At 41.6% G+C, this 12,907-nt stretch carries 16 protein-coding genes and 1 pseudogene; 12 read left to right on the forward strand and 5 right to left on the reverse strand.

Annotation, left to right across the window (positions count from 1 at the left end; all coding sequences use genetic code 11):
• Positions 1-273 precede the first annotated feature (273 nt).
• The 4 genes from H6G32_RS23985 to H6G32_RS24000 all read right to left on the reverse strand — a co-directional run bounded on the left by H6G32_RS23985 (position 274) and on the right by H6G32_RS24000 (position 2,610).
• A complete protein-coding gene (locus H6G32_RS23985; RefSeq protein WP_190462886.1) occupies positions 274-738 on the reverse strand; it encodes a cupin domain-containing protein in 465 nt (154 codons plus the stop codon).
• Positions 728-1,168, reverse strand: a complete 441-nt coding sequence (locus tag H6G32_RS23990) for a GNAT family N-acetyltransferase (RefSeq protein ID WP_190462888.1) — start codon at positions 1,166-1,168, stop codon at positions 728-730. The genes H6G32_RS23985 and H6G32_RS23990 overlap by 11 nt, the downstream gene beginning before the upstream one ends.
• 123 nt (positions 1,169-1,291) lie before the next feature.
• Positions 1,292-1,801 carry a GNAT family N-acetyltransferase gene (locus H6G32_RS23995; protein WP_190462890.1) on the reverse strand — a complete coding sequence of 170 codons (510 nt, stop codon included), beginning with the start codon at positions 1,799-1,801 and terminating at the stop codon, positions 1,292-1,294.
• Positions 1,802-2,046: 245 nt separating this feature from the next.
• The gene (locus tag H6G32_RS24000; RefSeq protein ID WP_190462892.1) at positions 2,047-2,610 is read right to left on the reverse strand and encodes a pyridoxamine 5'-phosphate oxidase family protein; all 564 of its coding nucleotides are present in this window, start codon (positions 2,608-2,610) and stop codon (positions 2,047-2,049) included.
• A 104-nt stretch (positions 2,611-2,714) separates the two neighbouring features.
• On the opposite strand from H6G32_RS24000, the pseudogene H6G32_RS24005 reads away from it, so the two are divergent.
• From H6G32_RS24005 to H6G32_RS24055, 11 genes and pseudogenes are all read left to right on the forward strand, one after another.
• Positions 2,715-2,852: pseudogene (locus H6G32_RS24005) on the forward strand (1-aminocyclopropane-1-carboxylate deaminase/D-cysteine desulfhydrase); the annotation flags it as partial.
• Positions 2,853-3,096: 244 nt separating this feature from the next.
• Positions 3,097-3,429 (forward strand): hypothetical protein, encoded by a 333-nt coding sequence (locus tag H6G32_RS24010; RefSeq protein WP_190462893.1) that lies wholly within the window; start codon positions 3,097-3,099, stop codon positions 3,427-3,429.
• Between the two features lie 64 nt (positions 3,430-3,493).
• A complete protein-coding gene (locus tag H6G32_RS24015) occupies positions 3,494-4,102 on the forward strand; it encodes a hypothetical protein (RefSeq protein WP_190462895.1) in 609 nt (202 codons plus the stop codon).
• Complete coding sequence (locus H6G32_RS24020) at positions 4,074-4,268, forward strand: hypothetical protein (RefSeq protein ID WP_190462897.1); 195 nt, start codon at positions 4,074-4,076, stop codon at positions 4,266-4,268. Before H6G32_RS24015 ends, H6G32_RS24020 begins: the two co-directional genes overlap by 29 nt.
• Positions 4,265-6,688 (forward strand): hypothetical protein, encoded by a 2,424-nt coding sequence (locus tag H6G32_RS24025; protein WP_190462900.1) that lies wholly within the window; start codon positions 4,265-4,267, stop codon positions 6,686-6,688. The genes H6G32_RS24020 and H6G32_RS24025 overlap by 4 nt, the downstream gene beginning before the upstream one ends.
• A 5-nt stretch (positions 6,689-6,693) precedes the next feature.
• Positions 6,694-7,521, forward strand: coding sequence for a hypothetical protein (locus H6G32_RS24030; protein WP_190462902.1), 828 nt, complete (start codon positions 6,694-6,696; stop codon positions 7,519-7,521).
• 97 nt (positions 7,522-7,618) lie between these two features.
• The gene (locus tag H6G32_RS24035; protein WP_190462904.1) at positions 7,619-8,200 is read left to right on the forward strand and encodes a hypothetical protein; all 582 of its coding nucleotides are present in this window, start codon (positions 7,619-7,621) and stop codon (positions 8,198-8,200) included.
• Positions 8,201-8,205: 5 nt separating this feature from the next.
• The gene (locus tag H6G32_RS24040) at positions 8,206-8,445 is read left to right on the forward strand and encodes a hypothetical protein (protein ID WP_190462906.1); all 240 of its coding nucleotides are present in this window, start codon (positions 8,206-8,208) and stop codon (positions 8,443-8,445) included.
• Positions 8,446-8,463: 18 nt separating this feature from the next.
• Positions 8,464-8,946 (forward strand): hypothetical protein, encoded by a 483-nt coding sequence (locus tag H6G32_RS24045; RefSeq protein ID WP_190462909.1) that lies wholly within the window; start codon positions 8,464-8,466, stop codon positions 8,944-8,946.
• Positions 8,947-8,976: 30 nt separating this feature from the next.
• Entirely contained in the window at positions 8,977-9,321 is a 345-nt protein-coding gene (locus H6G32_RS24050) for a hypothetical protein (RefSeq protein WP_190462911.1), read from the forward strand.
• A gap of 26 nt (positions 9,322-9,347) precedes the next feature.
• On the forward strand, positions 9,348-9,509 hold the full coding sequence (locus H6G32_RS24055; protein WP_190462913.1) for a hypothetical protein: 162 nt from the start codon (positions 9,348-9,350) through the stop codon (positions 9,507-9,509).
• Here H6G32_RS24055 and H6G32_RS24060 read toward each other — a convergent pair.
• Positions 9,504-12,575: a VapE domain-containing protein gene (locus H6G32_RS24060; RefSeq protein WP_190462915.1), complete on the reverse strand. Its 3,072-nt coding sequence runs from the start codon at positions 12,573-12,575 to the stop codon at positions 9,504-9,506. The two genes, H6G32_RS24055 and H6G32_RS24060, sit on opposite strands and share 6 nt — an antisense overlap.
• A 122-nt stretch (positions 12,576-12,697) precedes the next feature.
• On the opposite strand from H6G32_RS24060, the gene H6G32_RS24065 reads away from it, so the two are divergent.
• The gene (locus H6G32_RS24065) at positions 12,698-12,886 is read left to right on the forward strand and encodes a hypothetical protein (RefSeq protein WP_190462919.1); all 189 of its coding nucleotides are present in this window, start codon (positions 12,698-12,700) and stop codon (positions 12,884-12,886) included.
• The last annotated feature ends 21 nt before the right edge of the window (positions 12,887-12,907 follow it).

Below are 12,907 nucleotides of genomic sequence, written 5' to 3' on the forward strand. Positions count from 1 at the left end.
TTTAGAAAGCTCACAGATCCCTGCCCTCTGACCAATGGAGCGAAATCTTCAATCTACAGATATATATATCTCATGGTTGAGTACTCATCCCATTTCTTTTTGAAGATGCGACTAGATGATTTACCCAAATAGGACTTACGCAACTGCCATGGCTTTGTCGGGTGCGTCAGATATCGAAAATCTGTTGATTGTTACCGAATTATCTAGTCTATTGTATATATCTTCAATACCGTTGGTAGACATATTGTCAATTTATTGGATTTTTGTTGTGTTTCAACTCTCGTACAGAGTACCGTCTCTGTGTGTGAAAATCCAATTCCCCTGAGGATCAGATTTGGCAACCAAGTCATGTTCTGGATAGTAAACTTGATCATCAGGGGTTCTATCCCCAATTTCTAGATACACTACCACTGTTTGAGACTTATTTATCAGTTGATGTCCATCTGCCTTTTCTGCTGGAAAACCTGCCACCATTCCCCGTTGGAGGACTTGCTCTCCCTCGTTAGTAACTAAGGTCACTTCACCTTCAATTACATAAATAAATTCATCTTGTTTACTGTGCCAATGTCTGAGTGCAGAACAGCTTCCTGGTGCCAAAGTAACTAAATTAACACCAAAATTTTTCAATCCTGCCGCATTTCCTAAAGCCTGTTTGACTCTTCCTCCCAAGAGAGGCTTAAATTCATCGGGGTAAATTGAAGTTGTCCGACTAGGGACATTTTCCGGATTAACAATCATTTTCAAATTCCTTAGGTAGTTGGTTGTATTGGTACATAAATTCAAGTTTACCTACAGCACTTGTGAAGCCCCAGCGCTCATAAAATGGCACCATCTCTGGCAAACAAAAAAGAGCAACTTGCTCAACTTTGCTTAACTGGGGATGATTAATAATTGCATCTAATAATTTAGCACCAAGACCGATTTTTCTATAGGTAGGCTTAATAATTACATCGTAAATAATTGCCCTATAAACGAAGTCTGTCAGAATCCGAGTGAAACCTATCAACTGTTCACTCTCATCTACCAAACCAATCATAATATTTGATGCTGCCAGCATTTTGACAACGCCTTGGTATGTCCGCTTTTTGCTCCAGAATTCGTTTCTGTACAATTCTACTAGTTCTAAAATCTGATTTTCAGTCAACTTGTCAACAATTTGGTAATTCATGAAAAATTTTAAATAAAAAAGAGTAACATTTTATTGTGAAATTCTTGGACATAAAATGATGTTTGTATGTGGATTAAACAAATTTATCAGCACTATAAAAATGATAATTGCCATAACTTCAGTTTAATCAAAATCTAGTTTCATCTTCAATGATATACCACCAACTCTGTTGATTGTATCGCTGCCATCAATGATTTTCCAACCGCATCGCTTATATAAATACAGGGCGGGATTAGAACTTCTGCTACTGAGTGATATTGATGGATATAAGGCTTTAGCGGCTGCTAACAAATGGGTGATTAGTCCTGTTCCAATTCCTTGATTTCTATATTCGGGCAGAACTGCGATCGCTAGTTCAGGAGTTTGATCATCAACATAACCATATCCCTTATTTTCACCTGTCAGCAAGCGTAGCCAAACCGCTCCTACTGGCTGATTAGTACTTAATAAAGTAGCAACAAAACCCATATCAGTTGGAAATCCCCAATTTTTAACATATTTTGCCAAGTCCGGATGATTCATGGCATCCTCTATTGTCAGATCACCTTCTTCTGCCATCTGTGTTGCTTCATAGAGCATTCGCCACAGAAAAGGCTCGTCTTCTTGTGTGAGTGGACGAATTAAATAATCCATACTGCAATCAAATTGATTTGTTTTTTGTTTATTTTAGAGTTAGATTATATCTAATTCTAACACTTCTTAGCATCATGGACAATCCTCGTTACTACCAAACAATGGCAAAGTACAATCATTGGATGAATTAAAAGCTCTATGCTATATGTGCAGAAATTCCTGAGCAAAAAAGAAGGGAAAATTTGGGAGCTTTTTTCAAGTCGATACATGGGACTTTAAATCATTGTGCCCAATCACTTTTGATTTTAAACATCACAGGGTAATTTATTAAGCGGAGTTGCTAAACCATCAATGCTGACAACATTTTTCTGCTGTTGATAGTCTTTAATTCCCTGGTCGCCTTTTTTAATTGCCCAATTTACTAAAGTTTGCCGTTGACCTTGATATTCATAGAGTGGTACAGCAAAACCACAAGAAGTCTGCACGCGTTCAATATCCGCAACAATGATTTGACGCGTTCCAGGAATCTGCTCAAACAGAGAATAGAGGGAGTCCCAGTCGGGGGAATCTGGTAAAACCGTGTATCCCTGACCATAGAGACGGAGGATAGAGGGGGGGCCCTCAAAGGCGCAAAACATAAAGGTGATTCGCCCATTTTCTTGGAGATGGGCTGAAGTTTCGTTACCACTACCTGTCAAATCTAAGTAAGCTACTCGGTGGGGAGAAAGGATACGAAAACTATCTAAACCTTTGGGAGAAAGGTTAACGTGACCTGTAGGACTTAGGGGTGCAGAACCAACAAAAAAAAGGTGTTGGGCGGCAATAAATTCTTGCAGTTCTTCCGTGATACAGTCAACAATTTTAGCCATAGACTGTTTGATGTGGATAATCAGGTGAAAAACAGAGGTTTGGGTTATACCTATGGACAAGGTTCACAAGTGTACCTTTGCTAGTTTAGAGCGGGGAGTCTCAAATGTCGTCAATCTTTGTTCCACCTCCGATACAGCAAATCAACAGCGAAATTGCTCAACGTGCTGGTGTTGATTTGCAAGTACTACGCCTTGATTGTATGCACCCGTGGGTTAATGGCAATAAGTGGTTTAAGCTGAGATAACCTAAACCCTTGCTAATAAGGGGTTTTGCAAAGAAAATCGCTTTGTATTACTCATCTGCTACTCAAAAACAAATCAAAACCCTTATCTTGCCCTGACGAGATAAGGGTTTTTGATACTCAAATCCTACTCACCCAAGAGTGATCGCATCCAGAATCGCGTTTCTTTTTATTGCAATTTGCCGCTATATACTAATCGCACTTATAGTATCTATAGATACTAAATGAGCGATAGTAAAAACCTATGACAGAAGTAACCGGGACGGCGGCATTTGGAACAAGCCATACCCAGGATATTAATACAGTAAGCATCGCCAAAACAGACTTAGCAGTGGAAGGCCTAACGCCAACCGCATCAAACAAAGCAGAAGGGATTATCGCGGCGCTTTTTAAAAAGTGGATGCCCCTTTTTACTGCTGACGGGTACAACTCTAATTTAGAACAGAGCATCACCATTACTTATCAACAAACATCGTCTGGCGAGCGCTCAGATGGCACGCGTGTGTTAGTGGATGCGTATTTAGTAGAATTCACAACAATAGACACCAGAGGAGGCGTAGATCCAGACGCTATGTAATCGATTCAATGGGAGTAGATTGTGTGTTGCTTTGCTCCCATGCTATTTATCTTCTAATAGAGCAATGACAAAGATAAAATACTGCGATGAAGGGCAAGTAGAAGCAGCCATCATAATTGATGGAATAACTTACAAGACCAATAATCCGCCCATTAGTGTAGAGAAAATTAATCGCACAATATCAGGACGGCACGCCGTTCATATCGCATTTTTGGGATATTACATAAACGAGTATTTACCTCATGACATAGGTATAGAACGCATCTATCTAAATTTTGGATACTCCTCCGATGGGTTCCACGAAATGGACATAATGATGGTCGTCGATGGCGTACACAAGTTGTACAAAACTAATACGTATAAAGACGACTACAATTACGAGACAGAGACCATGAATCCAGGCGGGTTCATGTTTGTGTATACCTACCCTTGGTATGACCCGACGCCTCTCTTCGAGCAAGTAATCGAGGCAAGCGATAAGGACGGGAAATTAATAATCTCTATTCCAGGCACAAAATACGAGATTAAATGTGATGGCTGTGGGGAGGGTGAATGCAAAGGTAGGAAGGCAGGTTATCCAGGCTACGATTGCCTTGACTGCCTTAAGATGCAGCGACAATTAAGAAAAATTGGGAGAAGAATTGATGGCGTCACAAAGCGACGACGTGGCTAAACTGTATAAAGCAATTAGGGAATTAAGCAGCAAAGTCGATGAACTAACTTATCTGGTTAATGAACATCACGAAGATATCGGAATAGTAGGACAGATACTAGAGCCAATGGCTCAAATAGCTGCACGGATCAAGAAGATTCCTCTATTAGGAAACATATTTAAATGAGTCAAATTTCCGCAATAGTAAAATACATCCCTGACGTACGCGCTAGCGCACGTTATATGTACATGATGACAGAATCACTGGATAAATATGTCTTGAAACAGGGAAGATTAAACAAAACATTTAATGATACCTTTAAACAGGTAAAAATATTAAAACAGAATGGAGAAGTAATTACAAAAACAGTAAAAACAGTTCAGCAGTCTGCTAAGAAAGCTGCCGAAGAATCAAGCAAAATGAAAAAACTTCTTGATGCACTACTAAAGCCAATAAAAGGTGCTAGCGATTACGTTAAAGCTGGTAAGTTAGGTGCATCATTCCCCGCCTTATTGGGGCTACTAGGGATTGTGGCGCTCTTTACGAGCCAAACAAAGCTGACTGAATTAACCCAAGATGCACAAATCAAAAGCACTGATTCGTTAGCTGATTCATTATCCAAGGTGCTTGCAATCGCTATCAGAGGCGTCCAGGGAGCCAGAATAGCTAATAATAAGTTGGAAGAAGCTAGACTAGAAAATCAGCGCTTACGCGACCGCATTTACGGACTAGAAAAGCAACAGCCAAAGATACGAGAAAATGCAAACAATGCATTATATGAGGTCAGGGCGGGAAGAGGCATCTTGCAAGCTGGGATTGATGCAGCTAAAAAAGCGGCGAACGATGCGTTGGCAGAAGCGCGTTCTTACAACACTAAACAAAATAACGCGATTGCTAATTTAAGAAATGATTTTAACAAATACATTACTAACGCCAGCAATAATTTTCAGCAAACGATTCAAACGAATATTTCCAATATTCAAAAGGGATTGTCCGAGGCGCAACAAGCCAGTAAGTTAGCCAACGAAAACATCAAGAAAGCGAACGAGAATATTGGTTTGCAATCAAAACTGATTAGCAGCATTCAAAGCACCCTTAAAGGGATTAACAATACTACCAATGAGGCGACTGGACTAATTGCATCTGTAACAGAACGCGTTACGTCTGCTGTTCTTCCTGAGATAAAAACGGCCCAGAAAGGAATCATTGAACTCAAAAACGAAAATTCTATTATCAGGATTGACCTGGATTCATTCGAGAAGGCAGAGCAAGCCAAAAACAGCGTGCTTGTATCCAACGATAACCTGATTTTTGGCTCAATTAGCAATCTGGCTGGGCAGATTAATCAACAGAATGATCAGATAAGCCAGATAAGAAATGGGGTAGTGACTTCACCCTCAATTACAGGGCTAACAAAATCAGTTGAGAACCAAGAGAAAAAACTTAATGGATTGGAATCTAATTTAAATCAACTCAAGTCAACAAATACAGGCTTACGCGCTGACCTAAGTAATTTAGACACAAAACTCAGGGACACAGAAAGAGTGAATCAAGAAGCCAATAAAAAGCTTGATCAGATGTTCCCGCTGCTCAACCAAATCCCCTTGATTCCTGCAAGGGCAGCCAGCGCAATAAAACCGAATCTAATAACTCCATCGCAAGTAACTCAATCCACGGGTGCGGCAATTTGCAGCAGTGCCCAAGGTGGATGCTTGAGCAACGCACTCAACAACCAAGCTAATAACATAAACAACAATAGTAATCAGAACAAAGGAGACTTGCTAGACGCATTTAACGCTACTAGTAACGCAGGGAGTAACGCACAACTAATAGAGGTATTAGACAGGTTAGGCGATAAAATACCCGGTGGTTTATCGGGCAAATTGAACAACATGGCTACATGGCTTCAACTAGATAAAGTGTTAAACATTCTCACTTTCCTCGCATCGGTTCATAATGCCATGATGCTTTCAAACAATTTAGGACAGACTCTACTTCAGATAATCAACAACGGATTAGCCACTATTGGAATCAAGGACGATGCTGGTAATCCGCTGGACGCAGCCACTATCATTAACAGCAATATTGAAGCATTTGTTAAGTCTATTGTGGGGGCAGAAAACTATGCTCAAATATCGGCTGATTGGACGAAAGCAAACCGTATATATCAAGCTGGTGCGAACATCATCTCAAGTATTGCTAGCATGAATGATGTCATCTTAAATGGCATTGAATTGTGTGCCGGAAGCGTCGCCAAAGTAGCTAATGGTTTAAGGAATTGGCGCGTGCTGGGCGAAAAGGCGTATGGAGTTATGAACCCCCAACCCAATCTTAAATGGGGAATATTTAATAAGCTTCAGAAAGGGCAGGAATCTGCTGATTTTATTCTTCAAATAAGTCAGGTTCCTTTAGACTTAACTCAGGCAGCCACTGAATTTACTAACTCTGCCACTGAATTGACCAAGGCAATCAAAGAAGACCCTGAAATCCCACCGGGATTGAAAGTTGAAGAGGCGGAAGTAACCAAAACGCAAGAAGCCACTATCAAAGCTGCTTCTATAGCGGCTTTGGTAGAAAGCATTGACTTAGACCCAGATGAGGACTAGAGCAAATGGCAATACCAGAAAATCATTCCCCAGTCGAGCATCTCCATGATTTGATTAAAAAGAAACACAACAAGGAAGTACAGTTATTTTTCAAAAAACAAAAATTTGACATGCCGGCAGGCACACCTAAAGAACAGGCAGCTTATGCCTGTTTGATTAAGGATGAAGACAATGCAGAAACCATGATTCTCAGAAAGTTATTCTTTGAGTTTGACTGTGGTCACGCTCAAAGTTTGCAAGCGCCTGTCTATGGAATACCAGTATCCGAGCATCAACGAGGTGTAAGGTTCAAGCCTCAAGTAAAATTATATTTTGTCGAAAGGATGGGTCTTGACGTAACTGACCGCGACAATCCAGCATCGGGTGAAATTACTTTTAGGCTAATGAATGAAGCTTCCAGCACATATTCTAGAGCCAAGGCAGAAGCGATGGCTAAAGATATAAAAAGAGAATTTGGCTCCCCTATATTTACTTGGGAAAAAGGATGGTTTTACTATTATTACAAAGATTTTGATAGAGGCTACGATTTGCGATTGTTAGTAAAAAACAAAGCCGAAGGTGAACGCGTCGTAAAGAACGTTCTGGCTATTCAAGGACATCCCTTTGACAAGGATTGTGTAGACTTTCCAGAGCATGACAGGACATATTCTCTGAACCCAGGCACACAATTAATTTATGGACAACAAACCAAAAAATCCGTAGAACGCCCACGAGTTGACGTGCGATTTCGGTATGCACAACTCTTTCTGCACGGACGGCTAAAAGCGATTAATTTGGTTGCAACGCCGGAATCTCGGTTGAAACAGGTCATCGAACGCCTGACTACTATTTAACTAAAAATACTTCCTGGATAAGTATACTGTCCCAGTCATAATGCGTACGTTAAATAGCTGCTAGAACTGGTATATCACCAATACCGAGTACCTATTTATGGCAAAGCGTTTCAAGAACTTCAAGACCGCATTAAAGTTACTCGTTCCATTAAATGGAGGAGAAGCTCAAGACTTACCCGATACATCTCCCTTGGGGTATTATCAAGCCGTAGTCAGTGGCAAAAAGAAAGTTGAATACGGGAATCGTGCCGCCTCTTCACAGCCAGGATCTCTTATTATTTATGCGCTGATGCCGTTTGCAGAGCCAGACGCAGACGCAGCTACGGCAAAGGTCACCCTAAGCAAAAGAAGTGAAGGCGCGACAGGGACAACAGGAATCTCTATGTCCGTTTTGAATATTGTGAAAACTGCAACCGAGATGAACGATGCAGTTGAAATCTACGGCTTCGTACCTGCAAAGGCTACTATCACCATCAAGACACCCGGTGACGGGACACCAACGACATCTAAGCAAACGGGACGCTCTTATAAGGACGACAGCAATGCTTCTTACACATATCCCTTTGGGATGAACAAGAGTGCTTTAACTCAAGGATACAAGGCTCTCAAGAATGCGATCATAAACGCCATTAAGGCTGATAATCGCAGTGTTAGTTTTACGCCAGAAATATACAGGTAGTTGCCGTGGCTCAAACAGTAGATGATTTAATCAAAATAGAAATTCCCTTGTTTTCCGAAATGACGGACGATGAGGTCAAACTACGTATTGAACAAGAGGAAATCGCCTATTTAGCAAGACAAGCTTTTCTCAAAGGGAGTATTCCTTTAGAAGACTATTTTGATGTTTTGGAAGCGGTAGAGGTGGACATGGATGACTATGTAACCACCTTAGAAAGCGGCTTAGTTGTTGTTGGGGTGTTGTAATTTTAGCGGGGTCTAGCAATGGGGAGAATAGTTGAGTTTAACGAGGCTAATTGGGAATTAATTTATAATTTCTCTACTACGGCCGTCCTGTTTTCAGCAAACAGCTATACCCCCATTTCTCCTATCGACGCTCCTATTTTGCTGGAAACCGACATAGTAGCCGTTTACATTGACACAACCGTTCCCGACGGACGCAATTGGCGCTACGGAGGCTACACGGAACAACGATTCCGGTCTGGGATAATAATTGGGGGAAGCAATGATGCTGCTGGAGAGCCTTACAATCTGTGGATTGGGAAAATAACTACATTATTTTTCCCCAGGATTTCAGCACAATATTCTTTAAAGTTTTATCCCCCTAAATGGTTTAAAGATGTTTCGTTGCAGGTCTGGCAATACACTGGAATTGATGACGAATCCAGTGACATTGCTTCTGTGCAGGAATTCTCAAATATCAACTTTAAACTCGACCAATTGCTAGAAAAAGTTAATGCTGTTTAGATTTTAAGTTATTTATAGATGAGGCTCAACTTGAATACCAAGGATTTTATAGAAATATTTGGCTTTGCTTTTTCGCTCGTAATTATGGGGTGGAGAATCGCCAGCATCAAAAATAAGATTGAATTATCTATATCAAATAAAGAAAGCATTCTTTTTTTGGAAATCGCCGCAACCAAACAAGAGCTTTATAACCATATTCAACTAATCGCGGCTAAAGATGAATTGCTCAAGTTTCAAATTGATACTAGGAATCAAAATGTTGATGCTGCCATAGTGCATATCAACAAGCGCATCTCAGGGGTAATCGTCTTTGAAAGGATAGAGAAGGAAATCAAAATGCTGGGGAAACAGATAACCAAGCAGAGAGAAGAATGAGCTATTCTCATTAAGCAGATGCATTATTGACAATGAACAGAGGCGATCGCACTTCACCCCAGAAAGGCGATCGCTTTTTATCAGATGGTAAAATCCATCTTTCCTTGCCAACCAAGGATTACAGCCATTCGACAGCTGACGGCTGCGCGATCGCACTTCACCCCAGAAATGCGATCGCTTCTTCATGACTCTTGTAACCGAATTTCATCTATCCCAGCAACCACTAGCTTTCTGCCATCCTGATTAAAGACATATTGATTAGTGACTGGAGGATTGGGGACAGATACGAGTACACAATCTAGAAAACAGAGGTAATCATTGTCGCCTAGCTGTTGAACAGAGTAGAGCCTACCCTTTTTAAGCATCGCCTTGGATTGCCACGCTTCAATCTTTTCTAGAGCGATCGCCTTAATCGCCTCAATAGATTTCTCCTTCCCCAATGTTGGGATAGAGGCATTTTTGAGCCGCGCCCCTTTCCCTGATGGGAAGGTGAAGCTGATATTAAAGAGTAGCCCCCCTTTCTTGGGGCGTCCGGTAAATTCCACCAAGGCTTTGGATTCTCCAAATACCCCAGGGAAGGAAAATTCCATTGGCTCTGGCACTGGTGGAATGGCTGAGGTACTAGTTGGAGGGTCAGATGGGGCTTTCTTCACCAAAAACAGGCAGTTAAATGGCAGACGTCCATTTAACTTTAACTTCGCCTCTTTCGCCATCGAATAGATGGCAGTAATTTCATCTTCTTGATCAAAGCCTTCACAGCTTGGATTGATGATTTTTACTTTGTCTCCGGGACTGAAATCCTTCGCGCCATCCCCATCACACTTAACTTTTTCTACCTTGCTCGACAGACAGATAAATTGTTCACCCCCGATCAGTAAGCCGACCGTGTACCCAAAACCACGCTTCCATACTTGAGCTAAATCACCTTTAACGGCTAAGATAGCCTCTGGCTGTGCGGCTTCTGCATCAACCTCACTATGTTTGACGGTGGCAGTAAACCGTACGGTATCACCAATATTAAATTCTGAAGCGCGATCGCTTTCATCTGTCCTATTACTGGTTTGTTGGATTAATGGAATTGTCTCAAAATCTTTGTTTTGGGGTGTAACAGGTGTAACAGCGTAACAGTCCTTGTTCTGCAAGGCTTCTGGCTGGTACGTCTCTGTTACGGGGGGTGTAACAGGTGTAACAGCACAATGTTGTAAATACTCTTGGAGGCTTTCCTCTGTTACGCCTGTTACAGGGGGTGTAACAGGGGTGTAACAGCTAGGAGGCTTGCTCTGTAAGGAATTTTCTTCTGTTACGCCTGTTACGCCTATTTTGGAAGATTTTTTAATTTCTCTCTTCCATCCGTCTCTAGTTTGAATCCCGTCAAATCGGCCAGTAGCTTTCACAAATCCCAATCGCTTCATGATTGACTTGAGTTTGTTCTGGGAGCCAGTGTCAAACTGTCTGGCCTCGTCAAATCCTAGTCTCTTGGCGATCGCCAGAGTTGAAAGAAAATTGGTGGGCTGTACCTGCTCAAATAATTCCTCTATAATTTCATCCCAAAAATCTGTTCCGTGATATTGCCTGTTTAACTGCTCACGTATTTCCTCTTGTTCGTCAGTCAGGTCAAATCTGTATCCAGACTGCTGCAACTTGTTGGCCGCCGCCCAAATCTTGTCCCTGTCCTTCATCACCTGCATAATGGGGACTTTTTCCAGAGTTACGGGAACAATCCAAAATCGGCGGTCGCCTGTGGGGTCGTGGAGAATTTCTGTTTCATTAGAGGTTCCAACAAACACGCACGGCCTAGGATGAGCTAAATCTTTTCGGGCGTAAGGACTGCGGTAAGTATCTTCTCTGTTAGTGATGAAGTTTTTTAAGGTCGATACATCACCACGTTTGTAGACCTTCTCAAATTCGGCCCACTCCAAACACCAATATTTACTAATTTTCATGCGCTCATCTTTGCTGGAGATATCCGCACCTAATTGGTCAGAAAAAAAGTTATCCCCAAACAGGACTCTAAAAAAGGTTGACTTGTATTTGCCTTGTTTGGGTGAAACCAGCATGAAGACTGAATCAACCTGGCATCCTGGGTTTCTGGCTCTTGCTACCGCAGCGGCCAGAAAATTTTTAAAGTAGATGCTGTGCATCGGGATTTCAGAGCCGAAGTATTGTTGAGCAAGGTTATCCAGAAAGTTAGGCTCAATGTCGGGGTGCTTTGAGGCGCACTCATTCAAATATTCGACTACGGGGGAATAGCTATTTCTCTCAGCTAAGTCTAGAACGATTGAATGAGCGTCAGTATTTGAAATGTCGATATCAAAGTCTCGGGCCATTCTTAGGCGTACTCTATCCTCATTCAGTTCTTTGCCGTCTAGCTCAACTTCTTTCTTTAGGGTGTTGTACCGGAGATGGTCACCCCATTCTCTCGTAATTAAATTGTCGTGTATTTTTAACCTAGATTTAGGCTGGTTGACCTCTTCCTCTGTTTGTAATTCTTTTTTCTTCTCAAGCCATTCCTCAAATGTAAGTAGAGTCTCTGGAGATTTGAGCAATCCTCTAAATGCTTCTTCTCCATACAATGCTAGGAAATCATCGACCCCTTTCGCATCACCTTCGGGGAGTAGAATAACCCAAACTTTAGCACCCGCTGCTCTAAGTTCTCTCCCCATCCCTTCCAGCCCATCCTGCACACCTTTTTTGTACATTAGGTCGTTATCGTAACAGAGAACGATATTTCTTCCCGGCTTTGCGAATAATGCTAAATTCTGATGCAATCTCCCTAATTTCCTACAGGTCGTTACACCAGGAATACTTATTGCTGGGATGTTGATAGAAAGCAGTGAGCCGGATTTTTTGGCTCCCTCGCAGGTAAACACCCATTGAGATAAATCATCAATGATTGACTTCCAAAATCCCTCTTTCTTGGTGCGTAAAAATAGCGGTGCTGTTTCCATGCCGCTTGCACCAATATACTTTGTAGGCTTCCCATCCTTCCCTATGGGGGTCTTGTCTGGTTTTACCTGAACCCCTTGTAGTGTAGGTTCGTCAGTTATCGGGTCTACGCCAGCCGCATACCAAGCCGGAACTAAATCTGATGTTAACCCCCATTTCCTACTCGAATTTCTTCCTAATATCTTGTTGACTTCTCTGGGGTCAAATATGGTTTGAACGTTTAGGTTGATGATGTCATCACTTACCGCACTTTCTTGCCATTCTTCAAAGTGCTTGCTATCTAGGGTTGAATCTAGGGTTGCTGGCATGACTAAACCCCTCTATTTTGATAACAAGTAGAATCGATTGAATTATTGGCTACAGTAGCAATTGATTCTTTTTTAAGGGTAGATATCGTCATAGTTCTACCCCTGGAATAATGTTATAATTGATGGCAGACAAGAACATATTGTTAGACTTATTATTGGTACTGGCGAGGCTAATTACCTCGCCTTTTTTGTTGTTATTGGCAGATTTATTGGTAATTACGATCGCACTCCCCATCACTCAGAAGCGCGATCGCACTTTAAAATTTCTGCCAATCAAGTTGCTCATTGACTGGATTGGCAATGTGGACTGATTTTTCCAACAGTTGGTATAC

Source organism: Cylindrospermum sp. FACHB-282 (assembly GCF_014697195.1).
Lineage (GTDB): Bacteria > Cyanobacteriota > Cyanobacteriia > Cyanobacteriales > Nostocaceae > Cylindrospermum.

What these genes read in the sequence shown, in the direction of transcription:
- H6G32_RS23985 (WP_190462886.1), bottom strand. Translation starts at nt 738, where the DNA reads ATGATTGTTAATCCGGAAAATGTCCCTAGTCGGACAACTTCAATTTAC.
- H6G32_RS23990 (WP_190462888.1), bottom strand. Translation starts at nt 1,168, where the DNA reads ATGAATTACCAAATTGTTGACAAGTTGACTGAAAATCAGATTTTAGAA.
- H6G32_RS23995 (WP_190462890.1), bottom strand. Translation starts at nt 1,801, where the DNA reads ATGGATTATTTAATTCGTCCACTCACACAAGAAGACGAGCCTTTTCTG.
- H6G32_RS24000 (WP_190462892.1), bottom strand. Translation starts at nt 2,610, where the DNA reads ATGGCTAAAATTGTTGACTGTATCACGGAAGAACTGCAAGAATTTATT.
- H6G32_RS24010 (WP_190462893.1), top strand. Translation starts at nt 3,097, where the DNA reads ATGACAGAAGTAACCGGGACGGCGGCATTTGGAACAAGCCATACCCAG.
- H6G32_RS24015 (WP_190462895.1), top strand. Translation starts at nt 3,494, where the DNA reads ATGACAAAGATAAAATACTGCGATGAAGGGCAAGTAGAAGCAGCCATC.
- H6G32_RS24020 (WP_190462897.1), top strand. Translation starts at nt 4,074, where the DNA reads ATGGCGTCACAAAGCGACGACGTGGCTAAACTGTATAAAGCAATTAGG.
- H6G32_RS24025 (WP_190462900.1), top strand. Translation starts at nt 4,265, where the DNA reads ATGAGTCAAATTTCCGCAATAGTAAAATACATCCCTGACGTACGCGCT.
- H6G32_RS24030 (WP_190462902.1), top strand. Translation starts at nt 6,694, where the DNA reads ATGGCAATACCAGAAAATCATTCCCCAGTCGAGCATCTCCATGATTTG.
- H6G32_RS24035 (WP_190462904.1), top strand. Translation starts at nt 7,619, where the DNA reads ATGGCAAAGCGTTTCAAGAACTTCAAGACCGCATTAAAGTTACTCGTT.
- H6G32_RS24045 (WP_190462909.1), top strand. Translation starts at nt 8,464, where the DNA reads ATGGGGAGAATAGTTGAGTTTAACGAGGCTAATTGGGAATTAATTTAT.
- H6G32_RS24060 (WP_190462915.1), bottom strand. Translation starts at nt 12,575, where the DNA reads ATGCCAGCAACCCTAGATTCAACCCTAGATAGCAAGCACTTTGAAGAA.
- H6G32_RS24065 (WP_190462919.1), top strand. Translation starts at nt 12,698, where the DNA reads ATGGCAGACAAGAACATATTGTTAGACTTATTATTGGTACTGGCGAGG.